Source organism: Rathayibacter sp. PhB179, assembly GCF_004345345.1.
Classification (GTDB): domain Bacteria; phylum Actinomycetota; class Actinomycetes; order Actinomycetales; family Microbacteriaceae; genus Rathayibacter; species Rathayibacter festucae.
This window is the reverse complement of record NZ_SLVD01000002.1, coordinates 419,562-445,612: the sequence shown is the minus strand read 5'-3', so window position 1 is coordinate 445,612 and position 26,051 is coordinate 419,562. Positions and strand designations below refer to the sequence as shown.

Here is a 26,051-nt window from a genome sequence, read left to right as displayed (position 1 = left end):
GTCAGCGGGCGCGGCGCCGCACGAGGAGTGCGAGCGCCGTGCCCACCACTCCCAGCAGCGCGAGTGCGGCGCCGGTGATCGCGACGGCGGTGGTCGACCAGTCCGGCGCGGAGTCGACGACGGTGCCGTCGAGCAGCTCCCAGCGGCAGGTGCCGCCGAGCGGCCACCACGACCAGGAGCCGGCGACGAGCGAGCCCTCCTCGGCGGGGACGCGGCCGACGCCGTTGAGGCAGACGTCGTCGAAGCCCTGCGCGGCGAGGGTCGAGTACTGCAGGGTGACGAGGCCGAGGAGGGCGAGGCCGACGACGAGGGCGCTGAGTGCGGCCAGCAGAGCGACGCGGCGCGGGGTGAGGAAGCGGCGTCTCGCGGGGGCGGGGGTCGGCGCGCTCATCCGTCGATGGTGTCACGCGGCGGCTGAGAGGTGCCGGCCGCGCGTTCTGCAGGTGATCCCGGGGCGGGAGCGCGTCCCGCCGCCTGGAGGGCTCCGGAACGCTCCGATCGCCTGCAGATCGGACCGGCGGTGACCGGGCGGAGGTGGTGGCGGCGGGCGGCGAGGGAGGAGGGGGCTCAGAACCGGTGGCCTGCGAGCCGGAGGGTGAGAGCGAGCAGCAGGGCGGTCGCCGCCAGGCCGACCGCGAGGAGGAAGATCCCCGGGTCGTAGCCGGTGACCGCGAGGGGCAGCAGGGCGCCGAGGACGGTGCCGATCTGCACCACCGCCATGTAGGCGCTCGCCCCGGCGCCGGGTCCGCCGCCGCTGGTCCGCTCGAGCAGGAGCAGGCCGATGCTCTGGTAGCCGGCGGCCGCGACCGCGTAGACCGCCTGCGAGAGGAGCAGCGCGAGATAGGACTGGGTGCCCGCGAGGATCGAGAACGCCAGCACCCCTGCGAGGGCGACGACAGCGAGCGTGAGCACACTGCCGCGGGCACTGCTGAGCCGGCTCAGCGCGGGCAGCGCGGCGAGCTCGAGGACCGCGGAGGCGAGCAGCACCGGCGGGACGTGGGCGGCGGGGACGCCGGAGGAGACGGCGAAGAGCGGCAGATAGATCGCGCGGAGCGTGTCGACCGACTTCAGCAGCGCGACCAGCGCGAGGGCCGCGACGAAGACGAGGACGAGGCGCGGGCGGCCCGAGGCGGAGGCGACGCGGGCGTCCGGCTCCACCGCGGGGGTCGACGGGCAGCCGGTCGCGCAGACGGTCGTCAGCACGGCCGCGGCGACCGCGGCGAGCAGCGGATCGAGACCCGCCTGCGCGAGCAGGGCGTAGAGGATCAGGCCGAGGATGTACCCGGAGATCAGTACCGCGCGCATCCGGGCGATCGACGACTCCTGAGTGTCACCGCGACCCTGCGCGGCGACGCGGCCGAAGAGCTGGGGCACGAGGGTGCTGACGAACAGCATCAGCGCGCCGCCCAGGTAGAGCACGACGACGTGGCCGCCGCTGGCGCGCACGAGCAGGAGCCCGGCCGGGACCGCGAGCGAGGTCGCGAGCAGGGCGGACCGCGGGTAGCCGGCCCGGCGGATCCGCGGCACGAGGAGGGTGTTGTAGCCGATCGCGATCGCGGCGTTCACGACGAAGAAGACCGCGATCTGCACCTTGGCGAGTCCGGCGGCGTTCAGCGCGACGGGCACGCCGACCGCGGTGATGCCGCCGAACACCGCGTTGCTGAGCAGTGCGCCTGCGAGGGGCCGGGGGAGCCGGGGCGCTGCGGCCGCCGTCGTCGGGAGGGCGTCGCTCGTCACTCGCACTCCTCCGGGCGCGCCCGGATCCCCTCGACGCGGCGGGACCGGGGTCCGCAGCCGTGATCGGGGATCCTCCGGGCGGCGGGTGCCGACCCTCGGCTCGGGAGGAGACCCTAGCCGCGACCGCGCCCTGCTCGGAGGCCGCTGGCGCGCAGTACGCGGTCGCCGCGTGCCTCGAGGTGCACGGCCGCGGCGCCGGGCGCGGCGGAACGGCGACTGCGAGGATGCTCAGAGCATCGGCGACGTACCCTCGGACGCATGGGGTTTCTGTTCTCGCTGCTGACCGTCGTGCTGATGGTGCTGGCGCTCGTGGATGTCGTGCGTCAGCCGGACAACGTGGTCCGCAATCTGCCCAAGATCGTGTGGATCCTGCTGATCGTCTTCATCCCGCTGATCGGCGTGACGATCTGGTTCCTGCTCGGGCACGACTGGAAGAAGGGCGAGGGCGCGTCCTTTGTGCCGGGCGGGCGCACCCGCCGGCCCCGTCGCTCGAAGACGCCGCCGCCGCCGACCATGGTGGTGCGGCCGCCGACGAAGAGCACCGAGGAGCAGCTCGCCGACCTCGAGCGCGAGGAGGCGCACTACGCGCGGCTCGCCGAGGAGCAGCGCCGGCTCCGCGAGGGCGAGCGGCCGCAGGACGCCTGAGGCGTCGAGCGGCCGCGTCCCGCGCTAGCCCGCGGCTCCGAAGTTCGACGCCGACCACTGCACCGAGGCGATCTTCGCCTGGCCCGCGATGCTGGGGTGGAAGTAGTCGGTGGTGCCGATCAGCGCCTTGGTGACGGGAGTCGCGGTGAGCGCGCCGCCGTCGTAGTCGCAGAGGGTGCCGGCGGCGGTGCACGCCTGCTGCAGGGCGGTGTTGTACTGCGTCGTCCGGGTCTTCGCGGCGGTGGCGGAGGCCGAGGCGGCGGTGCTGCTGAGGCGACCGCCCGTCGCGCTGACGCCGCGGGTGGTGCGGCAGAGGTTGCCGGAGGACCAGATCACCGAGCCGAGGCCGCCCTTGACGACGGCCCACTCGGCGGCCACGTTCGGCATCGAGGAGAGGACGATCTTCGCGGCGGGCCAGGTGCTGCGGATCTTCGTGATCGCGGCGCTCGCTCCGGTGCTGAAGGCGGCGGCCGTGGTCATCGTGTAGCCGTCGGCGGCGACCGGGTTCTTCGCGGAGCAGAGGTCGTTGCCGCCGATCAGCAGGGTGACGACGTCGGGGCGGACGCCGGCGGCGACGGCGGCGTCGATCCGCGCGAGGACGCCGGCGATCAGGTCGCCGGTCTGCGCGAAGTTCGCCGTGGTCACCGTGGTGCCCGGGTTCGCGGTGCGCAGGCGGCTCGCGAAGGAGTTGACGGTCGCGTTCGTGCCGGTGGACCAGTTGTTGCGCGGGCAGTCCGCGAACTGGCCGCAGGTGCCGTAGGCCTGGGTGATCGAGTCGCCGAGGCTGAGCACGGACAGGGTCGGGGTCGCGGCGGAGGCGGCGCCCGCGGGCACCATCGCCGCGGCCAGGGCGAGCACCGCGCCGACGGCGAGCGCGCGCACGCGGCGGCTCCCGATGCGGCGCGGGCGGAGGGAGGTGGGGAGGCGCATGAGGGGAACCGCTCTCGGTCGGGGGACGGCGGTGGGGGCCGCCGATCCTGACGTTAGGCCTGCGGGGTCACCGGCGGTCCTGCGCCTGTGGCCCCAGAACGGGGCCCGCCGAGCCCCGCCCTGTCAGACGGGCCGATCGCCGATCAGCCGCACCCGGCTGAGCGCCCAGACGAGGGCGCCGGAGAGGACGAACGCGACCGCGACGATCAGCACCGCGATCGCGACCGCGCCGTAGCCGTTCGCGGGGTCGAGGAACGGGTACGGGACCCAGCCGTCGGTCGCGCCGCGGACGAGGACGACCACCAGCCAGACGATCGGATAGACGGTGACGACCCAGAGGCGGCGCCAGGGCAGGGCCGGCCGGTCGGCGACGAGCAGCCAGTCGAGCAGTCCGTAGATCGGGAAGACCACGTGCAGCACCGTGTTGGCCCAGGGCAGCGTCACGCCCCCCGCCGTGCCGATCAGCAGGGTGTTGTAGACGATGCCGACGACGAGGATCCAGCTCGTCGCCGCTCCTCGGACGAGCGTCAGCAGCGGTCCCTGCGGTCGGTCGCCGAGCGCGACCGCCGCGGTGATCAGGAGCACGACGGCCAGGAGGATGTTGCCCTGGATCGTGAAGTAGCCGAAGAAGTTGACCGGCACGATCGGCGTCCGCGAGGCGGTGTCGAGGGCGGTGCCGACGACGGCCGCCAGGACCGTCAGGGCGACGACGAGGCGCAGGACGGCGACCGGGATCCGGGTCGCGTGCGTCCCGAGGGCGGGGGAGGGCGGCGTCATCGCACGAGCGTAGCGAGCGCGGGGCCGGGGCGCGCCCGGCGGGTAGCCTGATCCGATGCTCACGATCGGAGTCGACCTCGCCGCGGAGCCCGTGCGGACGGCGGTGGCCGCGCTGGAGTGGGGCGGCGGCCGGGCGGTCGTCCGCTCGCTGGTGCTCGGCGCCTCCGACGACGACGTCGTCGCCGCGTCCCGGGAGGCGACGACGATCGGGATCGACTGCGCCTTCGGCTGGCCGCTGGAGTTCGCCGCGTTCGTCTCGGCGCACACCCGCCGGGAGGTCTCGCCGCGGACGCTCGCCGGGCGGGACTGGCGGCGACGGCTCGCCTACCGGGAGACCGACCGCGCCGCGCGCGAGGTGACGGGCCGCTGGCCGCTGAGCGTGTCGACCGATCGGCTCGGCATGACGGCGATGCGCTGCGCCGAGCTGCTGGACGCCTTCGCGGAGACAGGGGAGGACGTCGACCGCTCCGGGGGCGGCAGGCTCGTCGAGGCGTATCCCGCGGCCGCGCTCCGGCTCTGGGGCGTCGACACCACCGGCTACAAGACGCGGCCCGAGGCGGTGGCGCTCGCCGTCGAGGCGCTGCGCCGGGCGGCGCCGTGGCTGGTGCTGCCGGCGGACGCGGCGGCGCTGATGGCGCGCTCCGACGACGCCTTCGACGCGGTGATCGCGGCGCTGAACGCCCGGGCGCACGCCCTCGGGCGGACGGTGCCGGTGCCGGACGCGCTCCGGGAGGCCGCGCAGGCCGAGGGCTGGATCGCCCTGCCGACCTGCGGGCTGGACGAGCTCGCCGGCTGAGGCGTCAGGCGGACAGCTTGCGGTCGGCGGCCGAGGTGATGGCCTCGGCGGCGCGTTCCGCCTCCTCGACGGTGGCGAAGGGGCCGGTGAAGGCCCCGGTCAGGACGGCTCGTCCGGGTTCGATCTCGAGTCGGAAGCGGGGCAGCTCCGCCCCGGGAACGACGACGATCCGGACTCCGTTGCGACTCCATCGTGCGGGCTGAAGAATGGGGATCTGGGTCATTGGTGCTCTTTCGCGTGCATCGTGCTCGGAAGGCTTCCGCCTCGACCGTGCGTCCTCACGCTAGGTCCGCGGGTGTCCTTCCCGAACGGGGTTGACCTCCCAGGTGCACAGAGGTAGTCACCGACGGGACACCGTGTCCTGCGTCTCGGCGGCGAGGGCGGACTCGAGCTCGGCGTCGAGGGAGGAGTCCTCGTCCGGCTCGCCGCGACGGGGGAGCGGGGCGGTGAGACCGCGCTGCACGCGGAACCGGTGACCGAGCACGATCCCCAGGAGCGCTACCAGGAAGACGGCCAGACCGGTTCCCGCGATCGGGATCGCGACCGTGCCGAGCGCGCCCGGGACGGCGTCGCCCTCGTCGGTGACGGTGAGGGTGACGCGGATCGACTCCGGGACGCCCTGGGCGTCCTGCTCCCGCGCGATCCGGTCGAGGAGGGCAGTGGTAGCGGTGCGGGAGAGCTCGACGGCGCGAGCGGGATCGAACGAGGTTCCGATCACCGAGAGGAAGGGGAGGGTGAAGCGGCCGCCGTTCGACTCGTCGCCGCGCGGCTGGGTGGTGCGGCGGACGGCGCCGACGCCGTCGCCCTCCTCGAGCGGACCGGCCTGCTCGGTGACGGTGGCGCGCACCTCCTCGCCGCTGGCGAGGTAGGCGTAGATCACGGCGGTGTTGCTGAGGTCGCTGAACTGGTCGTCCTCGACGCCGGGGACGCGCTCGATTCCGGGGATCTGCGCGGCGTAGGGGTTCTTCGGGCCGCCGCCGAGCAGCACGGTCACGGCGGCGCTGTGCTCGCGGTCGCCGCGGAGGGTGAGCCCCTCGTCGGTGACGGTGAAGTGCACGGCGGTCGCGACGATCACCGCGAGGACAGCGCTCGCGACGACGAGGAGCTTGCAGCGCCAGAGGACGAGGAGGTAGGTCGGCATTTCCACTGCGCCAGCGTGACCGGCGGGACCTTTCGCCAGCCTGAACAGCCTCGGTGTCCTGCGGTCAGCCGGGAGCCGGCAGGCGGATCTCGAGCCGCGCGCCGCCGAGCGGGGAGTCGAGCAGGCGCGCCGTGCCGCCGCCCGCCCGCGCCGCCTCGGCGACGATCGCGAGGCCGAGGCCCGAGCCGCCGGTGTCGCGGGCGCGGGCGTCGTCGCGGCGCTCGAAGCGGAGGAAGACCCGCTCGCGGTCCTCGGCCGGCACGCCCGGGCCGTCGTCGTCGACGCGCAGGACCGCGGTGCCGTCCTCCTCGCGCACGGTGAAGGCGACGACGCTCACCGCGTGCCGCCGGGCGTTCTCGGCGGCGTTGCGCACGGCGCTGTGCAGCAGCGGCTCGTGCCCGTGCACCTGGGCCGGTCCGACGTCCTCAGTGCGCACGTCGACGCCCAGCGCGCGCAGCCGCGCGGCCTCGGCGAGCACGAGGTCGTCGAGGTCGACGTCCTGCTCGGCTCCCTCGTCGCGCTCGTCCACTCGGGCCAGCAGCAGGAGGCTCGCGACGAGGTGCTGCATCCGCTCGCCCTCGTCCTCGACGACGCGGGCGAGGTCGGCGAGCGGGACCGCCTCCGGATGCCGCAGGGCGACCTGGGCGTGCTGCCGGACGGCCGCGACCGGGGAGCGCAGCTCGTGCGAGGCGTTGGAGACGAAGCGGCGCTGGGCGGCCTGCGAGCGCTCGAGGCGGTCGAGCAGGCCGTTCATCGTGCGGGCCAGGCGGGCGAGCTCGTCGCGGCCGGGCGGCTCTTGGACGCGGCGCTGGAGATCGGCGGCCTCGATCGCCTCGACGTCGGCGCGGATCCGCTCGACCGGCCGGAGCGAGCGGCCGACGACGAACCAGACCAGCGCTCCGACCACCGCCGTGACGAGCGGGACGGCGACCGCGAGCAGCCGGACGGCCGAGCCCGCGGCGTCGTCGGCCCCGGCGAGTGTCCGCGCGACGACGACCGTCTCGCCCGGGTCGCCGCCGAGCTGGAGGCTCTCGGAGCCGACGACGAATCGGGTGCCGTCGATCGAGGTGATCTGCGGCGCGTCGGAGACCGGCAGCGGCACGGCGTAGACGAAGTCGTCGTCCGCGACGGCGACGACCGATCCCTCCCGCTGCAGCTGGATCACGACCTCGTCGGTGTTGAACGGCGGCAGCCGCCCGGCGCTCTCGGTGTCGGTGGCGATCTGGCGGGCCTGCTGGTTCGCGGTGAACGCCTCGGCGTCGACGAGGGACTGCTCCAGCAGAGCGGTGAAGGCGACGGAGCCGGCGACCAGCACGGCGAGGATCACGGCGGAGACCAGGGCGGTCAGCCGCACGCGGATGCTCCAGGGCGGGCGGGGAGCCATCGGTCCTCAGCCCTCGACGAGCCGGTAGCCGGCGCCGCGGAGCGTGGTGATCGACTGCGTGCCGAACGGGCGGTCGAGCTTGGCGCGCAGCCGCGCCACGTAGACCTCGACGATGTTCAGGTCGCCGTCGAACGCGTCGTCCCAGACGCCCTCGAGGATCTCGCGCTTGGCGACCACCCGGTCGCGGTGGCGGGCGAGGAAGTCGACCACGGCGAACTCGCGCGAGGTCAGCCGGATCGGGACGTCTCCCCGGTGCACCTCGCGCAGCGCCGGGTCGATCAGCAGGTCACCGACGCGGTGGACCACCGGCCGCTCCGGCCGCCCGCGCCGCACCAGTGCCCGCAGCCGCGCGACGAGCACGGTGTACTCCAGCGGCTTCACCACGTAGTCGTCGGCGCCGGCGTCGAGGCCCTCGATCTGGTCGCGGTCGCCGTCCTTGGCGGTCAGCATCAGCACCGGAGTCCAGTCGCCCTCGTCGCGGAGGGTGCGGCAGAGGGCGGAGCCGCTGAGCCCGGGCATCATCAGGTCGAGGACGATCGCGTCGTAGACCGTCTCGCGGGCGCGCCACAGTCCGTCCACGCCGTCGTGCGCGACGTCGACCGAGAAGCCCTCGGCCTCGAGACCGCGGCGGACGCCGTCGGCGAAGACCGCCTCGTCGTCGACCACCAGAATCCGCATCCCGTCGAGTATCGCCGGTGCGGCACGACCGGCGCACGGGGAGCGGGCGGTCAGTCCAGGCGGTCGAGGGTCGCGCTGATGGTGCGCAGGCACTCGATCAGGACGCCGATCTGCCGGGAGTCGAGGTCGGCGAGGACCTCGCCCTCGGCCGCGACGAGGTGCCGCATCGCGTCGTCGACGCGCTTGGTGCCGCGTGGGGTGAGCGAGACGATCTTGCTGCGCGAGTCGGCGGCGTTCTGCTCGCGGACGACGAGCCCGCGCGCGCCGAGCCGGTCGACGCGGCTGGCGAGGTTGCCGCTCGAGATGCCCAGCCGGGTGGAGAGGACGGACGGGGTCATCGTGCCGGCCGGGTTCTGGCGCAGCAGCGAGAGCAGCTCGAACTCCCACGGGGCGAGCTCGCCGGCCGCGAAGGAGAGGCGCCGGACCTCCTGCACCCGCGGGCTGAGCCGGCGCAGGCGGGAGAGGACGTCGAGCGGGGCGAAGTCGAGATCGGGCAGGGCGTCGGCCCACGCGTCGATCACCAGATCGACATCGTCGTCTTCACGCATCCCCCGATTATCGTCGGCTCGGGCGCGGCCCGGCGACGGCTGGCCGCGGCGGAGCGGGGGGCCTACCCTGCCCGCTCGCGGCCGGTGCTCGTCGCGGGCGCCGGCGTCAGGGCCGGTACTCGTCGCGGCGCGGGGGCGGCAGGTCCGGACGGTGCGTCTCGCCGCCCGGGCTGAGCGTCGCGATCCCGGCGGTGACGCCGGCGAGCAGGATCCGGCCGGCGGCGGCGAGGAACCGCAGCACCCGCCCGTTCGTGCTGTCTCCTCGAGCTGCCATCGTCGGCTCCCTCCGCCGTTCGACAGCCTGGCACCCCACCCGCCGCGGCGCACCTGCCGCTAGCCTGGTCGAGTCGGAAGGACTCCCGTGCGCGCGCACCTCGAGCAGCTCCTCGCTCTGCTGAGCGGGACGTTCCTGCTGCTCGCGCTCGTCTCGAGTCCCGACGCCGCCGTCGTGCTGGTCGTCACCACGACCGCGGTCGCCGCCCTGGTCCTCGGGGCGCGCTACCTGGCCGTCGGCGCTCGCCGGCCCGTGCTGTCGATCGGCCGCCGCGCCCGGGAGCACCGGCTCGGCCTCGCCGCGCAGCCCTCGCCGCAGCACCCGCGCACCGCGGGTCGCGTGCGCTCGCGGGCACCGGGCCTGCCGGGACTGGTCGCGTAGCCCGGAGCTCTGCCTCGGGAGGCGCGACCGTTCGCGATCGCGCTCACCTCCCGACGACAGGACTCTCTTGAACTTCTACGACTTCCCGCCCCTCGCGGCGGCGCTCGACGCCGCCTCCCACCTCGTCACCGGCCTCGCCTCGGCCCTCGAGCCCCTCGCGGGCGGCGCCTCGGCCGCCGCCGCGATCGTGCTGGTGACCCTCCTCGTCCGCGTGCTGCTGATCCCGGTCGGGATCTCGCAGGGCCGGGCCGAGATCACCCGCCGCCGGCTCGCCCCGCTGCTGCGCGAGCTGCAGCGGAAGCACGCGAAGAATCCGGAGGCGCTGCAGCGGGCCACCATGAAGCTCTACGCCGACGAGAAGGCCTCACCGCTCGCGGGCTGTCTCCCGGTGCTGCTGCAGGCGCCCGTCGTCTCGCTCCTGTACGGGCTGTTCGTGCACCCGGACATCGCGGGGCACGGCAACGCGCTGCTCGACGCTCGGCTGCTGGACGTACCGCTCGGGCGCTCGTTCGTGACGGCGCTCGGCGGCGGCGACCCCGCGCAGCTCGGCGTGTTCGCGGTGCTCCTCGGGGTGATCGCGCTCGTCTCGTGGCTCGCGCGCCGCGTCGCGTTGCGGCAGGCGGCGCTCACCCCGGTGCCGGAGGGGACGCCCGCGGCCGTCGCGCAGCTGACGGGGGTGCTCAGCTGGATGCCGTTCCTGACGGTGGTGTTCGCGGCGTTCGTGCCGCTCGCGGCGACGCTCTACCTGACGGTCACGACGACGTGGACGCTCTGCGAGCGCGTGATCGTGCGGCGGGTGCTGGCGGGCGGGGCGCGGGCGTGAGGCGGCGCCCGCCCAACGGCGCGCTCACCAGCCCGTCGTCAGCACCTCGTCGAGCTGGTCGGCGAAGAAGTCGGCGCTCTCGACGGTGAAGCAGAGCGGCGGCTTGATCTTCAGCACGCACTGCCGGTCGGAGGTGGGCTGCACGATCACACCGCGCTCGCGTAGGCGCTCGCAGATCGCGCGCGTCTCCGCGGTCGCCGGCTCGAGAGTCCCCCGGTCGCGGACCAGCTCGAGGCCGAGGTACAGCCCGCTGCCGTGCACGGCGCCGATCAGCGGGTGGCGCTCGGCGAGCTCCTCGAGCCGGCGGCGGAGGTGCGCTCCGGTGATCCGCGCGTTCTCCTGCAGCCGCTCGTCCGCGAGCACGTCCAGCACCGTCGTTCCGACCACGGAGCTGACCGGGCTGCCGCCCGCCGAGGAGAAGAACGAGCCCTGCGAGCGGTAGCGGTCGGCGATCTCGCGGGTCGTCACGACCGCGCCCAGGGGGTGGCCGTTGCCCATCGCCTTCGCGACGGCGACGACGTCGGGCACCACGCCCTGCTGCTCGAAGCCCCAGAACCAGTCGCCGAGGCGGCCGTAGCCGACCTGCACCTCGTCGGCGATGCAGAGCCCGCCGTGGGCGCGCACGGCCGGGTAGACCGCGGCGAGGTAGCCGTCGGGCAGCGGGATGCCGCCGGCGTTGCCGTAGAAGGTCTCGGCGATGAAGCCGCCCGGGGGAGTGCCGGCCGCGGCCAGCTCCTCGATCCGGGCGACCGCCTCCGGGGCGTAGCGGTGCGCCTCGGCCCCGCGGTGCGTGCCGCGGTAGCTGTTGGGCGCGTCGAGAGTGTGCACCCAGTGCGGCCGGGTCGCGAGCGCGTCGGGGTTGTCGGCGACGGAGGTGGAGACCGCATCGGACAGGCCCGACCAGCCGTGGTACGCCTCCCGCACCGCCAGCACGTCGTCGCGGCCCGACCAGGCGCGGGCGATCCGCAGCGCGAGATCGGCCGCCTCCGTGCCGCTGTTGACGAGCAGCACGGTGTCGAGCCCGTCCGGCAGCAGGGCCGCCAGGCGCTCGCAGAACTCGCCGATCGCGGGGTAGGAGAAGCGCGAGTTGGTGTTGAGCAGCCGCCACTGCCGCGCGACCCGCTCGACGAGCAGCGGGTGGGCGTGGCCGATCGAGGTGACGTTGTTGAGCACGTCGAGGTGCACGCGGCCGGAGTCGTCGACGAGGTGCTCACGCCAGCCGCGCAGCATCGTGGGCGGCGACTCGAAGTAGTGCTCCTGCGCCTCGGCCAGGTGCGCGAGCCGCCGGCCGAGCACCTCGGGGTCCGGGCGCGGGGCGGGCAGGGCTCGTCCGAGGAGCAGCGGGGTCGGGTCGAGGAGCACGTCGAGCCAGGCGTCGGCCCAGCGCGCGTTCGCGAAGGGCGGGAGGTCGACCGCGTCGAGCGCGCGCGGTGCGGCCTGGGCGCGCAGGAGTCCGCGGGCCGTGCCGACCGGATCGCCCGCTCCCACCCGGGTGCCGGGCGCGGGAGCGTCGTCGACCCCGTCGAGCCGCAGCCGGACCCCGTCGGCGACGAGGGTGACTCCGCCGGGGACGCCGCCGCCCACCTCCGCGTCGAACGGCGCGACCAGGGGCGTCTCCGCGGCGAGGTGGACCTCGGTGACCAGTGCGATCGTCTCGGGCTCCTGCGCGGTGTGCGGGCGGCCGCGGGTCAGACGGCGCTCGCCGTAGCGCAGCACCGCGGCCCCGGCGCCGCCGGCGAGCGCGGCGCGGGCGAGGGCGGGCTCGGCGTTGTCGTCCAGCCAGCGGCCGGCGTCGAGCGCGGGGCTCTCGGGCGAGAGGTCGACGACGACGGCGTCGAGGCCGCCGAGCACGGGGACCGCGGGGGTGAGTGCGGTGGGTGCGCTCGGCCGGCCGAGGGCCCGCCGGACCAGCGCCTGCAGCACCGGCAGCGGCGCGGCGATCGCCCGGTCGAGGATCAGCCGCTCGTGCTCGAGGTTCTCGCGGGCGTAGTCGTTGGCGGGGTCGCCGGCCAGGACGTCGTGGGCGCTGACGACGAGCACCGCCGCCCGGAGCACCACGAGCGGCCAGAGCGCCTCGACCTCGGCGTCGGCGAGCGGGCGCACGGCGTCGTACGCGGTGGCGGCACGGAGCACGGTGGCCGCGTCGGCGTCCGCGTGGTGCAGGAGCGAGGACAGCGTGATTGCGAGCTCGCCGACCGCCCAGCCCGCGCCGAGGTCGCCGAAGTCGATGACGCCGTCGGGGAGGACGCCCGCGTCGACCACGACGTTGTCGTCGGTGAGGTCGCCGTGCACGAGCTGCACCGGGAGCGCGGCGGCGAGCGGATCGAGGACCGCCAGCGCCGCGTCGACGGCCGCCCGGATCGCCCGCGCCGAGCGCCGGGGCACTCGGCCGATCAGCGCGTCGACGACCTCGCCCGCCCGTCGCAGGTCCCACTGGTCGGTCTCCTCGAGGCCGTCGAGCGGCTGCTCGGCGAGCGCGACGTCGACCCGGGCGGCGAGGTCGCCCATCGCCCGGACGACGGCGGGGGAGAGGTAGCCGGAGCCGGAGAGCGTGCGGCCGGGGACGAAGTCGAGGACCCGGGCGACGGCGGTCGTGCCGCCGAGGTCGATCTCGTGCAGGGTGCGGCCCTCGCGGTCGGGGCGCACGCGCGGGAGCCGGACGCCCTCGAGGTGCTCGGCGAGGCGCGCGACGGCCGCCGTCTGCGCCTCGATCCGCCCTCTCGGCGTCGCGGGATTCGCGATCTTGAGCAGCAGCCGCTCGTCGCCGGCGTCCACGAGGACGTTGCGGTCCTGATTGCTGCCCAGCTCGCGCAGCGCGCCGTGCAGCCCGTAGCGCTCGCGCAGCAGGGCGGCCGCGACCTCGTGATCGAGCGCGGGCGGGGGCGGCGGAGCGGCGTCGGACGGCATGGCGGGGGTCCTGTCGAGCGGGGATCGTTTGCGTCCATGATCCCGCGTCGTCGGTCGCGGCTGGTGGATCTCGATGCGCCCGCTTCGCGGGCTGCTCGGTCAGCATGACTGCGCGAATTGACCCGCAGCGGGCCTCGCCCCCGGCGCAGGGCCCCGCTCGCGTCCAGTCGGAAGTGAGGACGCGCGCGAGTGGACCCGGACCGGGCCCTGCAGCTCCGCCGGAGACCGCCGCGCGTCCAGTGGCTCGCCGCTGCTGTATGCCGGTCGAGCAGCCCCGCAGGGGCGTATCGAGACCCGCCGTTGTCAGCAGGGCGGGTCTGCAGGCTCGGCTGCTGACGCTGGTGGATCTCGATACGCCCGCTTCGCGGGCTACTCGATCAGCATGAATGCGGTGCCGTCGATCATGTCTCGGCGGAGTACATGCTGGTCGAGTAGCCCCGCAGGGGCGTATCGAGACCCGACGTTGTCAGCAGGGCGGGTCTGCAGGCTCGGCGTCTGGCGCTGGTGGATCTCGATGCGCGCGCTGCGCGGGCTGCTCGATCAGCATGATGTCCGCACCGCATCTACCGCATCTACCTCGTGTCAGCGTGGTCAGTGCGCGTAGGCCGACGGGTCGAAGCGGCCGAGCTCCTCGCGGAAGGCGAAGGCGAAGTCGGGCCAGAGCAGGGTGAGGCGGCGGGAGGCGGAGTCGACGTACCAGCTCTCGCAGCCGCCGTTCGTCCAGACGGTGTCGGCGCTGAGCGCGTCGAGGCGTGCGAGCGCGGCGGCCTCGGCCTCCGGGGTCACCTCCAGCAGCTCGACGCCGGCGGTCTCGCGGTGCTCGAGCGCGGCGAGGACGTAGTCGATCTGCGACTCGATCATGTGCACCGCGGAGTTGTGGCCGAGGCTCGCGTTCGGGCCGTTGATCACGAAGAGGTTCGGGAAGCCGTGCACGGCGGTCGACTCGTACGCCGACATCCCGTCGCCCCAGCGGTCGGCCAGCAGCTCGCCGCCGCGGCCGCGGATCCGGCGGGCGAACGGCGGGCGGGTCGCGTGGAAGCCGGTCGCGAAGACCAGCGCGTCGACCTCGTGGCCGACACCGTCGCCCCCGATCGCCGCCGAGCCTTCGATCCGGCGCAGCGGGCTCGGAACGACGCGCACGTGCGGCTGCGCGAGCGCGGGGTAGTAGTCGTCCGAGAGCAGCACCCGCTTGCAGCCGATCTCGTAGTCCGGCGTGAGGACCGCGCGCAGCTCCGGGTCGGCGACCTGCGCGGCGAGGTGGCCGAGCGCCTCCGCCCGCAGCCGGTCGATGGCGTCGGGCACGCCGACGCGGCCGGCGAAGCCGAGCTCCGCGCGCCAGAACAGCTCGGAGCGCAGCCGCTCGACGGCGCCCGGCACGCGCGCGAGCGTGCGGCGCTCCTCCGGCGGGTACGCGCGGTTCCGACGCGGCACGACGTACGGCGCCGAGCGCTGGAACAGCACGACCTCGGCCGCGCGCTCCGCGAGGTGCGGCACGATCTGCACGGCGGAGGCGCCGGAGCCGACGATCCCGACGCGAGCCCCGTCCAGGATGACGTCGTCGCGCCAGCGGGCGGAGTGGAAGGCCGGCCCCGCGAAGCGGTCCAGCCCCGGGACGTCGGGCAGGCGCGGCTCCGACAGCCGCCCGGCGCAGACCACGAGGACGGCGGCGTCGAAGTCGCCGCGCGAGGTGCGCACCCGCCAGCGCTCGATGTCCTCGTCGAAGGTCATCTCGAGGACGTCGGTGCCGAGCTGCAGCTGCGGCGCGAGCCGCTCGCGCTCGACGACCCGCTCGAGGTAGGCCTGGATCTCGGCGCCCGGCGCGTAGAAAGCCGACCAGTCCGTCTCGGGCGCGAACGAGTACGAGTAGAGGTGCGAGGGGATGTCGCAGGAGACGTTCGGATAGCGGTTGTCGCGCCAGGTGCCGCCGACGCGCTCGGCCCGCTCGAGCACCGCGAAGGAGACGCCGCCGCGGCGGGCGAGGCGCGCCGCCGCTCCGATGCCCGCGAAGCCCGCGCCGACCACGACGACGTCGACCGAGGTCGCCATCAGACGATCGTCCGGGGGAGTGTCGACCCGGCCGGTTCGCGGTGCGGGTCGGCGACGAAGCGCTCGACGAGCGCGAGCAGCTCGGCCGGCCGCTCGGCCAGCACGCAGTGGCCCGCGTCGATCACGGCGTAGCGGGCGTCGTCGATCGCCCCGAGCAGTGCCTCCGCCCCCTCGACGCCGACGACGGCGTCGGCGGTGCAGCCGACGACGAGCGCGGGGACGCGCAGGCGGGCCGCGGCCTCGGTCGCGTCGGCGCGGGCGGCCGCGGCGAGGAGCGCGGCGGTCGCGGCGTCGGCGGCCAGGGGAGTCGCGCGCCCGGGTCCGAGGTCGGCGAGCGCGCGGACGCCGATCACGCGCGCCAGGTCCGCGCGGGCGTCGGGGAGGCCGGCCAGCGACTCCCACAGCCGGGCGACCGCGAGGAGGCGCTCGGTGGGCCGCAGCCAGCCGGCGGCCAGCACCAGGGCGACCACGCGCGGGTCCGCCTCGGCGGCGGTGATCGCGGCCCAGGCGCCGAGGGAGACGCCGACGACCGCCGCCCGCTCGGCGCCGAGCCGGTCGAGCGCGGCGGTGACGGCGCGAGGCGCGTCGGCGAGCGGATCCCGGAGGTCGGCGAGCTCGAGCGCGCCGACCCGGTGCCGGCGCGCGAGCATCGGCAGCAGCAGCGTTCCGTCGGCTCGCGCCCCGCGCCCCGGCCCCGTCACGAGCAGGACGACAGCCGCCGCCGGCTCACCACCGGAGTACAGGCGGACCGTCTCGTCACCCACCGTGAGAGTCGACTCCTGGATCAGCGCGGCCTGCCGTTCGAGGTACGCCGACGACCGCGTCACGAGACGCGGCCGGCCTCGCGCACCGGCAGCCGCAGTCGTCGTGTCCGGGCGCTGCCGGGCGCCGGCACCGTCATCGCGCGCTCGGGGGCGACCTGTCCGTAGTCGGTGGTGCGCTGACGCCAGGGCCGGCCGATCTCGCCGGTGAGACGCGCCACGGTCGCGATGTCGAGGGAGCGGTGCGCCTCGGCGCCCGCCTCCGGGCTCATCGCGCCGTCGAGCAGCAGCCCGCCGAGGTCGTCCGCGCCGCCGCGCAGCAGCTCCTGCGACAGCTGGAGCCCGAGCTTCGTCCAGGCCGTCTGCACGTGCTCGATCCGCCCGTGCAGGAGCAGCCGTGCCACCGCATGCACCGCGCGCGTCTCGCGCCGGGTCGGCCCGCCACGGGTCTGCGCGACGACCGCGGCCGGCGCCTCGGCCGGCACGAACGGCATCGCGATGAACTCGGTGAAACCGCCCGTCTCGTCCTGGATCGCGGCCAGCGCGCGGAGGTGGTCGATCTGCTGCTGCGGCGTCTCGACGTGCCCGTAGACCATGGTCGCGGTCGACTTCAGGCCGCCGCGGTGCGCGGTCGTCACCGACTCCCGCCACTCGGCGACGCTCGGGTCCGCGCCCTCGCTCAGGATCGCACGCACCCGGTCGTCGAGGATCCGCGCCGCGGTCCCCGGCACGGAGTCGACGCCCGCCTCGCGCAGCGCGGCCAGCATCTCGGCGGGGGTGCGCCCGGTGCTCGTCGCGGCGTCGAGGATCTCGCCCGGCCGGAACGCGTGCAGGTGCAGCGAGGGGTGCCGTGCGTGCAGGGTGCGCACGATCAGCAGGTGGTCCTCGCCCGGCGTCGCGAGCGGACCCTGGAGGCACAGCTCGGTGGCGCCGAGCGCGACGGCCTCGTCGGCGAGCTGCTCCAGGGTCTCGACGGTGAGCCCGCCGGCGCCCCAGAGCGCGGTGTCGATGTTGCGGTTGGCCACCACGGTGACGGTGTCGCCCACGGCGGCGCGGCGGACGTCGTCGGCGAGGGCGGCCAGTGCGTCGAGGTCGTCGCCGTCGGCGGCGAGCAGGGCCAGATAGTCGGCGTCGTCGAGACCGGCCGGGTCGGCGCTCGCGCGCTCGAGCACGGCGGCGAGGGTCGGCGCGGCCGGACGCGGTGCGGGCGGCGGCTCCTCCTCGTACGCGCGGGGGACGATCGGCGCGGCCTCGTCGGCCAGCCACGACTCCCGGTCGGCGAGCGCGAGCACGTACGGCGCGACCCGCGGGTCGATCCAGGTCTCCGCGTCGCTCAGGTACCGCGGGTGCGCGGTGAGGCGCTCGTGCAGCCGGTAGCCGGAGTCGGCGGTCAGCCGCGCGAGGTCGTCGATGTTCGGCCACGGCCGCTCCGGATTCACGTGGTCCGCGGTCAGCGGGCTGACCCCGCCCCAGTCGTCGATCCCGGCGCGGAGGAGGAGCCCGAGCTCCTGCTCGTCGGTGAGGTTCGGCGGCACCTGGATCGTCATGTCCGCGCCGAGGACGAGGCGCGCGACGGCGACGTTCGCGACGTACTCCTGCAGCTCGAGGTCGACCTCGTTCTGCATCGCGGTCCGCGGCTTGGCGCGGAAGTTCTGCACGATGCACTCCTGCACGTGGCCCCAGAGCGCGTGCGAGTCGCGGATCGCGAACAGCGCGTCCGCCCGCTCCGCCGTGTTCTCGCCGATGCCCAGAAGCACGCCCGTGGTGAACGGGATCCGGCTGCGCCCGGCGTCGTCGAGCACGCGCAGCCGCAGAGCGGGGTCCTTGTCGGGCGAGCCGTAGTGCACGCCGCCCTTCTCGGACCACAGCCGCTCAGCGGTCGTCTCGAGCATCATCCCCATCGAGGGCGCGACCGGGCGCAGGCGCTGCAGCTCGGCCCAGGACATCACTCCGGGGTTGAGGTGCGTCACCATGCCGGTCTCGGTCATCACCAGCACCGCCATCGCGCGCACGTACTCGAGCGTCGAGGCGTAGCCGTGCTCGGCGAGCCACGCGCGGGCGACGGGCCAGCGGTCCTCCGGGCGGTCGCCGAGGGTGAACAGCGCCTCCTTGCAGCCGAGCGCGGCGCCCGCGCGGGCGACCTCGAGGATCTCCTCCGGCTCCATGAAGGTCGACTCGCGCTTCAGCGCCAGGCCGCCGGGCGTCTCGACGAACACGCAGTAGTGGCAGCGGTCGCGGCAGAGCTTGGTCAGCGGCACGAAGACCTTGCGGGAGTAGGTGATCACTCCCGGCCGGCCGCGGCGGGCGAGCCCCTCGTCGCGCAGCCGCCCGGCGGCCAGCAGCACCGCGTCGAGGTCGTCCCCGCGCGCCTCGAGGAGCACCTCGGCGCTCGCGCGCGTGATCGGCTCGCCCTCGGCGAGGCGGGCGAGGAGGGTGGGCACGGTCATGCGGAGGCGGCTCTTCCGGAGGTGTCGGTCGGCGGGCGCCGACGGGTCGGGGCACGGGAGGGTCGGACGGCCGGCGGCACGGCGCCGCCCGGTCGCGACGGAATCAGAGGGCGCGCAGGCGCGGCGCGAGGTCGCGCTCGAACGCGTCGAAGAAGCGCTGCTGGTCGTCGCCCGGCGCGTGGAACACGAGGTGGTTGAAGCCCGCGTCGACGTAGGGCTTGATCTGGGCGACCGTCTCGTCCGGGTCCGAGCCGACGATCCAGCGCTTGGCGACCTGCTCGATCGGCAGCTCGTCGGCGGCGCGCTCCATGTCGACCGGGTCGGTCAGCGAGTGCTTCTGCTCGGGAGTGAGCGAGAGCGGTGCCCAGAAGCGCGTGTTCTCGAGCGCGAGCGCCGGGTCGGGGTCGTAGGAGAGCTTAATCTCGATCATCCGGTCGAGTGCGGCGGAGTCGCGTCCGCCCGCCGCGATGCCCTCCTCGACCGCGGGGAGAAGCTTCTCGGTGTAGAGCTCCATGCCCTTGCCGGAGGTGCAGATGAAGCCGTCGCCCGCGCGGCCGGCGTACTTGGCGACGACGGGTCCGCCCGCGGCGATGTAGACCGGGACGCCGTTCTCCGGCTTGTCGTAGATGGACGCCTCGTGGGTGGAGTAGTACTCGCCGTCGAAGGAGACGCGGTCCCCGGCCCAGAGGGCGCGCATGAGGCGCACGGCCTCGCGCAGCCGGGCGAAGCGCTCCTTGAAGTCGGGCCAGCTCTGCTCGCCCGCGCCCTGGTAGCCGGTGGCGACCTCGTTCAGCGCCTCGCCGGTGCCCACGCCGAGCATGATGCGGTCCGGGTAGAGCACGCCGAGCGTGCCGAACGCCTGCGCGATGACGGCGGGGTTGTAGCGGTAGTGCGGCGTCATCACCGAGGTGCCGAGCCGGATGGTCGAGGTGCGCTCGCCGGCCGCCGCGAGCCAGGCGAGCGAGAACGGCGCGTGGCCGCCGGTGTGGCGCCAGGGCTGGAAGTGGTCGGAGACCACCGCGCTCTCGAAGCCGTGCCGCTCGGCGCCGACGGCCAGCTCCACGAGCTCGCGCGCCCCGAACTGCTCCGCCGATGCCTTGTACCCGAGCGTGATCGTCATAGTGCCGCCTTCGTCAGAGGGAGGGGACCGCTCCGGACACCGGGCGGTCCCTCCATTCTGCGCCCGCGCGGGCGGCGATCGGGACGCTCAGGCGGACGCGGCGGAGATGTTGACCATCCAGTGCACGCCGAACCGGTCCGTCAGCATCCCGAAGCGGTCGCCCCAGGGCGACGTGGTCAGCGGCTCCTGGACCGAGCCGCCGGCGGCGAGCCCCTCCCAGTAGCCGCCGAGCTCGGCGTCGTCGTCGCCGAAGAGCGCGACGGTGATCCGGGCGCCCTCCTCGAACGTCATCGAGCCCGGAGTGTCGGACGCCATCAGGATCAGCCCGTTCGGCGTGACCAGCTGCGAGTGCATGATCAGGTCCTGCTCGGCCGGATCCTCGCTCGCATGGAAGTCCGCGAAGGTGCTGGACTGCAGCTCCCCGCCGAAGACCGAGTGGTAGAACTCCATCGCCTCGCGAGCGTTGTCGCGGAAGCCGATGTAGGGGCTGAGACTCGTGGACATGACGGCGCCTTCCTGTCGAGGAGGGCCCCAGTATCGACCCGGCGACGATCCCGCTGCAACGGCCGCCCCCGCTGATCGCCCAGCCCGCGGAGCGGGGATCGCCATGCTGATCGGGCAGTCCGCGGAACGGGCATGCCCATGCTGATCGAGTAGCCCGCGCGGCGGGCGACCACATGCTGATCGAGTAGCCCGCGCAGCGGGCGTATCGAGATCCACGCGACCGGCAGGGACGGGTCTCGATACGCCGCCTGCGGCGGCTACTCGACCAGCATGAATGCCGCCACCTTCTTCTGATCGTCCCCGCATGCTGATCGAGTAGCCCGCGGAGCGGGCGTATCGAGATCCACCGGCGTCAGAAGGACGAGTCTGCAGACCCGCCCTGCTGAGGACGGCGGGTCTCGATACGCCCCTGCGAGGCCACTCGACCAGCATGGAGGGCCGCCGCCGCGTCCTCTGCCTCATCATCGAGACGCGAAGCGGTTCAACCGCTTCAACGACCGCCGCGGCGGCGCCGACACGACCGCACGCGGGAGGCATCGACGTAGAGAGCCAGTTCCGCTGCATCGACGTGACCGAAACCCGCGTCGTTCGCGACCAATCCGTTCGCGCCGACGTAGGCGGCAGTGGCGGCATGAGCGGCGTCGTACGACGCCAAGCCGTAGGCGGTCATGGTCGTCAGGACGAGGTCGGCGACCTCGTCGAGCTCGACCCGGAGATGGGGCACCGTCGTCAGCAGGTCACCCCAGGCGTCGAAGAGCTCCTTGCAGAGCCGACCGGCACGACGGCGGACTCGGCCGTCGGCGCGAAGTCGAGGCCACGCCTTCGCTCCGTGCTGCTCCTTGACGGCGATCTTGAACGCGATCTCGGCCAGCTCCAGCTCCAGCAGCCGGTTGTAGAAGACCGTGGAGTTGTTCTCCACCAGATCCAGCATGAAGCCGAGACTCGCGGCATGAAGGGGCTCGGTGGTCACCAGGACGTTCACCACGAAGGACGTGTCCAGCGCGACCTCAGCGGGAAGAACGAGCGCGGGATCCTCGTACGAGTACACGTTGCGAGGGAGCGCCGGTCGACCTGCAGGCACCTACTCGGCCCTGCGGCCGCGAGCCGCGTCCGTCGCCGCGTTCCTGCCCTCGGAAACAGCGAGTCGCCCCGACGCCGCCGCTCGCGCGACGATGCGCCCGCTCGCAGCGGATGCGGCGGCGCGACGCTGGGACGACGTCCCAGACGGTCTCACGATGCGCGACGCCTTGGCGCTCTCGCTCAACCGGTGGAGGGACATGGCGAAATCGTACGCCAAAGGCCTCGTCCGGCACCGAAGTGTTCGAGGATGCAGGGAGCGGTGTCGTGCGACGACGTGAGCCCGGGCCCGGCGGCCCGGCGCGCCCCCTACAGCTCCGCGCGGGTCGGGGGGTTCGCGCCGGAGCGGGAGGTGGTGATGCCGGCGACGCGGGCGGCCCAGTGGCCGATCGCGCGCAGGGACGGCTCGTCGAGGAGCAGGCCGTTCGGGGCGCCGAGGCCCTGGCGGAAGGCCTCGTCGAGGATCGCGCCCATGGCGGAGTCGCCCGCGCCGATGGTGTCGGCGACGACGATGCGGGCGGCGGGGACCGTGGCCCGGGCGACGGAGGAGGCGAGGAGCAGGCCCTCGCCGCCGCGGGTCACGACGGCGAGCTGCGCGCCCAGCTCGAGCAGGCGGGTCAGCACCTCGTCGAGCTGCATCGTCGGGTAGAGCCACTCCGCGTCCTCGTCGCTGAGCTTGACGATCTCGCAGGCCGCGGCGACCCGCTCGAAGCGGGCCAGCGCGTCGCTGTGCTCGCCGACGAGCGCGGGGCGGATGTTCGCGTCCACGCTCGCGGTGACACCGGCCGGCAGTGCCTCGAGCAGTTCGACGATCGCGGAGCCTCCCGGCTCGAGGTAGACCGCGATCGAGCCGGTGTGCACGTGGGTCGCGCTCGAGGGATCGGCGGCCGGCGGGTTCCAGGAGAGATCGAAGTCGTACTCGGCGGAGCCGTCCTCCTGCAGGCGGGCCCGGGCGGTCGAGGTGCGCTCGGCGTCGCCGTGCAGCACGGTCACGCCGGAGGCGCCCAGGTGCTCGGCGATGCGCCGGCCGCGCTCGTCGTCGGCGATGTCGGTGACGAGGGTCGCCTCGCGGCCGAGGCGAGCGAGGGTGAGCGCGACGTTCGCGGGCGAGCCGCCCACGTGCTCGGTGCTCTCGCCGTCGCGCTCGACGATGTCGATCAGGGCTTCGCCGATGACCAGGATGCGGGGTGCCGCGCGGTCGCGGTCGTCGGTGGGGGACATCCCGCCATCATGCCGGTCCGCGCGGTGCCGCCGCGAGACCTCCCGCGCCGTCAGGCGTCGAGCTCGGCCAGCACCTCGTCCACCGTGGTCAGCACGATCAGCGGTGCGTACAGCGCCATCGCGTCGAGCGCGCGGGCGTGGTCGGCCTCGGAGGCACCCGCGCAGGCGTCGGTCACCACGCGCACCTGGACGCCGGCGTCGGCCGCGGCGAGCGCCGTCGACAGCACGCAGCAGTCGGTCGAGACCCCGGTCAGCACCATCGAGCGGGAGTCGTCGAGCAGCGCCTCGAGCTCGGCGCCCCACTTGCCGAACGTCGGCGCGGTGATCGTGCGGTGCCCCTCGAAACCGGGGACCAGCGCGTAGAGCGGATCCTCGTCCGGCACGAGCGCGAACGGCCAGTCCCGGTAGTAGGGGATCCAGGCGCCGCGGGGCTCGGCCGGAGCGACGAAGCGGGTGGTGACCACCCGCTCGCCGAAGTGCGGGAGCAGCCGGGTCGTCCCCTCCGCCGCGCGGTCGAACTCCTTCGACGCCCACGGCGAGGACGCGTCGGCGAAGACGTGCTGCAGGTCGATCGCGACGAGCAGGCTCACGCGTCGGCCTCCTGGCGCCGCACTGCGGAGCGCGAGAGGACGAGCGTGCCGGCGAAGCCGATCACGAGGGCGACCAGCACGCCGAGGTTCGCCCCGGCCCATTCGCCGTCGCGCCCGCCGATCGGGCCGAGCAGGTAGCCCTCCCACTCGAAGCCGGGGGAGTAGTTGACGACGAGGCCCCAGCCGATCACGGCGCCGATCACCACGAGCAGCACCGGCGCGATCGAGACGCTGCCGTAGCGGCCTCGCGAGGTGTAGAGCGCCTCCTGGTCGTAGTCGCGGCGGCGGAGGATCAGGTCGGCCAGGAACACACCCAGCCAGCCCGCGATCGGCACGCCGAGGGTGATGAGGAAGCCCTGGAACGGGCCGAGGAAGTCGCCCGCGACGAAGACGACGTAGATCGCGCCGAGCACCATCAGCACGCCGTCGATGCCGGCGGCCACCGGCCGGGACACCTTGAGGCCGGTGCTGAGCAGCGCGAGACCCGAGGAGTAGATGTCCATCACCGCGCCGCCGATGAGCCCCAGCAGGGCCACCACGATGAAGGGGAGCAGGAACCAGGTCGGCAGGATGCTCGCGAGCGCGCCGATCGGGTCGGCCGCGATCGCGTCGGACAGCTCCGTCGAGGAGGCGGCGAGCAGCAGCCCGACGACCACGAGCACGACGGGCGCGACGGCGCCGCCGATCGTGGTCCAGCCGATGACCCCGGCGGTGCCGGCGGTGCGCGGGAGGTAGCGCGAGTAGTCGGCCGCCGCGTTCACCCAGCCCAGCCCGAAGCCGGTCATCATGAAGACGAGTCCGCCGATCACGGCTCCGGCCGAGCCCGAGGGCAGACTGCCGACGGCGGCGAGGTCGATGCGGTCGAGCACGAGCACGACGTAGACCACGGTCAGCACGGCGGTCGCGATCGTGATCGCGAGCTGGAGCCGCATGATCAGCCGGAAGCCGGCGATCCCGGCGATGACGATCAGCGCCGCGACGACGATGAGCGCGACGACCTTGGTCAGCACGCCGCCGTCCCAGCCGAACTCCTCGAAGACGGTCGCCGTCGCGAGAACGGCGAGCGAGGCGAGCACCGTCTCCCAGCCCACCGTGAGCAGCCAGGAGATCACCGCGATCAGGCGGTTGCCGTCGACGCCGAAGGAGGCGCGGCTGAGCACCATCGTGGGGGCCGAGCCGCGCTTGCCCGCGACCGCGACGAAGCCGCAGAAGAGGAAGGAGACGACGATCCCGATCACGGCGACCGCGGTCGCCTGCCAGAAGGACAGGCCGAAGCCGAGCAGGAACGAGCCGTAGCTCAGCCCCAGCACCGAGACGTTGGCCGCGAACCACGGCCAGAACAGGTCGCGGGGGCGGCCGTGCCGCTCCGACTCCTGGATGGTGTCGAGACCGTTGAGCTCGATGCCGCCGGCGGGGCGGGTGGTCGGTTCGGGAGAGGTCATGACATCCCTCGTTGTCGCGCGGAAGGCCCGGGCGAACGCCGGATCCTGTCGAATGTAGTGCAGGATCGGCGCCCGATAGCGGCGGGCCGGAAGACCGGTGGACGACTCCGCGAGGTCCGCTCCTGGGGAGGAGACCCGCGGCCCCGCCCGCTCAGTCCTCCGCGCGCTCCAGCAGCCCCCGCAGCGTCTCGAGGTCCGCCGCGACCCGGTCGCAGTCCTCGTCCCACTGCTCCATCGTCATCCCGTCGTACCGGCGGACGGTGAAGGCGACCTCGGCGCCGTCGCCGTTGGCGAGGATCCGGAGCGGGTTGTCGAAGACCCGGCCGCCCTCGGTGATCACCCGGTGATCCGCCACGCCGTAGGGGTTCCGCGGCGCGAAGACGATCTCGACCCGGCCCATCGGCGAGTCGGCGAACCAGTGGCCGTCCACCTCCTCGACGGAGGCCTGCGCCAGCCCCGCCGCCCAGAGCGACAGGTTCGAGGGATCGACGACGAAGGAGTACACCTCGTCCGCCGGCGCATCGATCACGACGCCGACCGGGCGCGACTCGTACAGGACCATCTCAGTCTCCCTCCGCGGCGAAGCTCGCCACCAGCAGCGCCGCGAGCGCGGTCCGCTCGAGCATCCCCTCGATGCTCACCGATTCTCCCCGGGCGTGCGCGCCCTCGCCAGGGGCGCCGAGTCCGTCGAGCACGGGGATCCCGAGCGCGGCGATCAGATTGCCGTCGCTGGCGCCGCCCACCGCCGTCTCGGTCAGCGGCAGGTCCATCGTCTTGGCCACCCGCTCGGCCCGGCGGTAGAGAGCGCCGACGGCGGCCGTCCGCTCGAAGACGGGCCGCTGCCACGAGCCGCGGACCTCGATCCGGATCCGCGGGTCCGACGCCTCGAGCGCGTTCATCTCGGCCTCCACCCGCGCCGCCTCGGCCGCGCCGCGGATCCGCACCTCGAGCTCGAGCCGCGCCTTCGCGGTCGTCACGTTCACCCGGCTGCCGCCCTTGACCACGCCGATGTTGACGGTCGTGCCCGCCTCCGGCCGAGCGATCCCGAGCACGCGCGGGATCAGCGCGCCGAGCTCGTGGATCGCGCTGGCCCCCTTCTCGGGCTCGACACCCGCGTGCGCCTCGACTCCGACGACGTCGACGACGAAGTTGCCGATGCCCTTGCGCGCGGTCTTCACCGCGGTGCCGATCGCCCCCTCGAAGACGAGCGCCGCCTCCGCCCCGCGGCTCTGGTGCTCGAGGAAGCTGCGCGAGGTGAGGCTGCCCACCTCCTCGTCGCCGTTCATCACCAGCCGCACGGCCGGGTGCGCGAGTCGGGCGTGCCGCAGCGCCAGCACCAGCCAGACCATCTGCACCAGGCCCACCTTCATGTCGTAGCTGCCCGGGCCGCTCAGGCGGTCGCCGTCGATCGCGAACGGCCAGCCGCGGGTCGTGCCGAGTGGCCAGACGGTGTCGTAGTGCCCCACCAGCGCCACGAACGGGCGGGACCCGCGCGGTCCGCGCCCCGGGGCGCTGCCCGGGAAGGTCCAGCTCGACGCGCTCGGGCAGTCCTGCTCGCGGAGGTGCTCGAGCTCGCCCGCGTGCCCGAGCCGCTCGCCGACCCAGTGCACGAGGAAGGCGTGCAGCTCGTCGAGCGCCTCGAGGGAGTCGCTCGGGCTCTCCATCATCACGAGGTGGCGGACGTCGTCGAGGATGCGCGCGCGCTGGTCGCGGAGGAAGGTGCGGACGCGGGCGGCGTCGGCGGCATCGGGGAAGGTCACCGCTCCGGAGTACCAGAGTGCGGCGCCCGGCGCGAACCGGGGCCGCGGGTGAACCGGACGCC

The 26,051-nt window shown here is 74.2% G+C and carries 26 protein-coding genes; 4 read left to right on the top strand and 22 right to left on the bottom strand.

All coding sequences use genetic code 11. The features are described from left to right. Nucleotide 1: 1 nt before the first annotated feature. Nucleotides 2-391 (bottom strand): hypothetical protein, encoded by a 390-nt coding sequence (locus EDF43_RS05790; protein ID WP_132435937.1) that lies wholly within the window; start codon nucleotides 389-391, stop codon nucleotides 2-4. A gap of 176 nt (nucleotides 392-567) precedes the next feature. Continuing rightward, a complete protein-coding gene (locus tag EDF43_RS05785; RefSeq protein WP_132435936.1) occupies nucleotides 568-1,737 on the bottom strand; it encodes a hypothetical protein in 1,170 nt (389 codons plus the stop codon). A 258-nt stretch (nucleotides 1,738-1,995) separates the two neighbouring features. Between EDF43_RS05785 and EDF43_RS05780 the strand changes: the two genes are divergently transcribed. Beyond that, entirely contained in the window at nucleotides 1,996-2,382 is a 387-nt protein-coding gene (locus EDF43_RS05780) for a PLD nuclease N-terminal domain-containing protein (RefSeq protein WP_123445203.1), read from the top strand. Nucleotides 2,383-2,406: 24 nt separating this feature from the next. Here EDF43_RS05780 and EDF43_RS05775 read toward each other — a convergent pair whose 3' ends face one another. Next, nucleotides 2,407-3,312, bottom strand: coding sequence for a GDSL-type esterase/lipase family protein (locus tag EDF43_RS05775; RefSeq protein ID WP_132435935.1), 906 nt, complete (start codon nucleotides 3,310-3,312; stop codon nucleotides 2,407-2,409). A gap of 123 nt (nucleotides 3,313-3,435) precedes the next feature. Continuing rightward, nucleotides 3,436-4,089 (bottom strand): Pr6Pr family membrane protein, encoded by a 654-nt coding sequence (locus EDF43_RS05770; RefSeq protein ID WP_132435934.1) that lies wholly within the window; start codon nucleotides 4,087-4,089, stop codon nucleotides 3,436-3,438. 55 nt (nucleotides 4,090-4,144) lie between these two features. Here EDF43_RS05770 and EDF43_RS05765 point away from each other — a divergent pair, with 55 nt between their 5' ends. Further along, nucleotides 4,145-4,885, top strand: a complete 741-nt coding sequence (locus EDF43_RS05765; RefSeq protein WP_132435933.1) for a DUF429 domain-containing protein — start codon at nucleotides 4,145-4,147, stop codon at nucleotides 4,883-4,885. A 4-nt stretch (nucleotides 4,886-4,889) separates the two neighbouring features. Here the strand turns inward: EDF43_RS05765 and EDF43_RS05760 are convergent, their stop codons facing one another. The 6 genes from EDF43_RS05760 to EDF43_RS21720 form a co-directional block, all read right to left on the bottom strand. Beyond that, complete coding sequence (locus tag EDF43_RS05760) at nucleotides 4,890-5,108, bottom strand: hypothetical protein (protein WP_123445207.1); 219 nt, start codon at nucleotides 5,106-5,108, stop codon at nucleotides 4,890-4,892. 117 nt (nucleotides 5,109-5,225) lie between these two features. Further along, the gene (locus EDF43_RS05755) at nucleotides 5,226-6,032 is read right to left on the bottom strand and encodes a hypothetical protein (protein WP_132435932.1); all 807 of its coding nucleotides are present in this window, start codon (nucleotides 6,030-6,032) and stop codon (nucleotides 5,226-5,228) included. Nucleotides 6,033-6,090: 58 nt separating this feature from the next. After that, nucleotides 6,091-7,410, bottom strand: coding sequence for a HAMP domain-containing sensor histidine kinase (locus EDF43_RS05750; protein WP_132435931.1), 1,320 nt, complete (start codon nucleotides 7,408-7,410; stop codon nucleotides 6,091-6,093). Nucleotides 7,411-7,416: 6 nt separating this feature from the next. Then, the gene (locus EDF43_RS05745; protein ID WP_132435930.1) at nucleotides 7,417-8,088 is read right to left on the bottom strand and encodes a response regulator transcription factor; all 672 of its coding nucleotides are present in this window, start codon (nucleotides 8,086-8,088) and stop codon (nucleotides 7,417-7,419) included. Nucleotides 8,089-8,138: 50 nt separating this feature from the next. Beyond that, nucleotides 8,139-8,636 carry a MarR family transcriptional regulator gene (locus tag EDF43_RS05740; protein ID WP_123445211.1) on the bottom strand — a complete coding sequence of 166 codons (498 nt, stop codon included), beginning with the start codon at nucleotides 8,634-8,636 and terminating at the stop codon, nucleotides 8,139-8,141. 106 nt (nucleotides 8,637-8,742) lie between these two features. Next, a complete protein-coding gene (locus tag EDF43_RS21720; RefSeq protein ID WP_165909025.1) occupies nucleotides 8,743-8,910 on the bottom strand; it encodes a hypothetical protein in 168 nt (55 codons plus the stop codon). An 87-nt stretch (nucleotides 8,911-8,997) separates the two neighbouring features. Here EDF43_RS21720 and EDF43_RS05735 point away from each other — a divergent pair, with 87 nt between their 5' ends. Together EDF43_RS05735 and yidC are read left to right on the top strand one after the other, a co-directional pair. Beyond that, entirely contained in the window at nucleotides 8,998-9,291 is a 294-nt protein-coding gene (locus EDF43_RS05735; RefSeq protein WP_123733838.1) for a hypothetical protein, read from the top strand. Between the two features lie 67 nt (nucleotides 9,292-9,358). Beyond that, entirely contained in the window at nucleotides 9,359-10,114 is a 756-nt protein-coding gene (gene yidC, locus EDF43_RS05730; RefSeq protein ID WP_132435929.1) for a membrane protein insertase YidC, read from the top strand. Nucleotides 10,115-10,138: 24 nt separating this feature from the next. On the opposite strand, the gene EDF43_RS05725 is transcribed toward yidC, so the two are convergent. From EDF43_RS05725 to EDF43_RS05670, 12 genes are all read right to left on the bottom strand, one after another. Beyond that, nucleotides 10,139-13,021 (bottom strand): aminotransferase, encoded by a 2,883-nt coding sequence (locus EDF43_RS05725; protein WP_132435928.1) that lies wholly within the window; start codon nucleotides 13,019-13,021, stop codon nucleotides 10,139-10,141. Nucleotides 13,022-13,612: 591 nt separating this feature from the next. Further along, nucleotides 13,613-15,067 carry an NAD(P)/FAD-dependent oxidoreductase gene (locus tag EDF43_RS05720; protein ID WP_132435927.1) on the bottom strand — a complete coding sequence of 485 codons (1,455 nt, stop codon included), beginning with the start codon at nucleotides 15,065-15,067 and terminating at the stop codon, nucleotides 13,613-13,615. After that, nucleotides 15,067-15,831 carry an alpha/beta hydrolase gene (locus EDF43_RS05715; protein WP_132435926.1) on the bottom strand — a complete coding sequence of 255 codons (765 nt, stop codon included), beginning with the start codon at nucleotides 15,829-15,831 and terminating at the stop codon, nucleotides 15,067-15,069. The genes EDF43_RS05720 and EDF43_RS05715 overlap by 1 nt, the downstream gene beginning before the upstream one ends. 59 nt (nucleotides 15,832-15,890) lie before the next feature. Further along, entirely contained in the window at nucleotides 15,891-18,275 is a 2,385-nt protein-coding gene (cofG, locus tag EDF43_RS05710; protein ID WP_207901635.1) for a 7,8-didemethyl-8-hydroxy-5-deazariboflavin synthase CofG, read from the bottom strand. Nucleotides 18,276-18,378: 103 nt separating this feature from the next. Continuing rightward, the gene (fgd, locus tag EDF43_RS05705; RefSeq protein ID WP_123445218.1) at nucleotides 18,379-19,395 is read right to left on the bottom strand and encodes a glucose-6-phosphate dehydrogenase (coenzyme-F420); all 1,017 of its coding nucleotides are present in this window, start codon (nucleotides 19,393-19,395) and stop codon (nucleotides 18,379-18,381) included. Nucleotides 19,396-19,482: 87 nt separating this feature from the next. Next, complete coding sequence (locus EDF43_RS05700) at nucleotides 19,483-19,899, bottom strand: VOC family protein (protein WP_123733845.1); 417 nt, start codon at nucleotides 19,897-19,899, stop codon at nucleotides 19,483-19,485. A 490-nt stretch (nucleotides 19,900-20,389) separates the two neighbouring features. Beyond that, nucleotides 20,390-20,947, bottom strand: a complete 558-nt coding sequence (locus EDF43_RS05695; RefSeq protein WP_185022452.1) for a PIN domain-containing protein — start codon at nucleotides 20,945-20,947, stop codon at nucleotides 20,390-20,392. A 338-nt stretch (nucleotides 20,948-21,285) separates the two neighbouring features. Then, nucleotides 21,286-22,197 (bottom strand): carbohydrate kinase, encoded by a 912-nt coding sequence (locus EDF43_RS05690; protein ID WP_132435925.1) that lies wholly within the window; start codon nucleotides 22,195-22,197, stop codon nucleotides 21,286-21,288. Nucleotides 22,198-22,247: 50 nt separating this feature from the next. Beyond that, on the bottom strand, nucleotides 22,248-22,787 hold the full coding sequence (locus EDF43_RS05685; protein WP_243646236.1) for a cysteine hydrolase: 540 nt from the start codon (nucleotides 22,785-22,787) through the stop codon (nucleotides 22,248-22,250). Next, nucleotides 22,784-24,229, bottom strand: coding sequence for a cytosine permease (locus tag EDF43_RS05680; RefSeq protein ID WP_132435923.1), 1,446 nt, complete (start codon nucleotides 24,227-24,229; stop codon nucleotides 22,784-22,786). Before EDF43_RS05680 ends, EDF43_RS05685 begins: the two co-directional genes overlap by 4 nt. 151 nt (nucleotides 24,230-24,380) lie before the next feature. Then, complete coding sequence (locus EDF43_RS05675) at nucleotides 24,381-24,791, bottom strand: SRPBCC family protein (protein ID WP_132435922.1); 411 nt, start codon at nucleotides 24,789-24,791, stop codon at nucleotides 24,381-24,383. A gap of 1 nt (nucleotide 24,792) precedes the next feature. Then, a complete protein-coding gene (locus EDF43_RS05670) occupies nucleotides 24,793-25,989 on the bottom strand; it encodes a M20/M25/M40 family metallo-hydrolase (protein WP_207901634.1) in 1,197 nt (398 codons plus the stop codon). Nucleotides 25,990-26,051 lie beyond the last annotated feature (62 nt).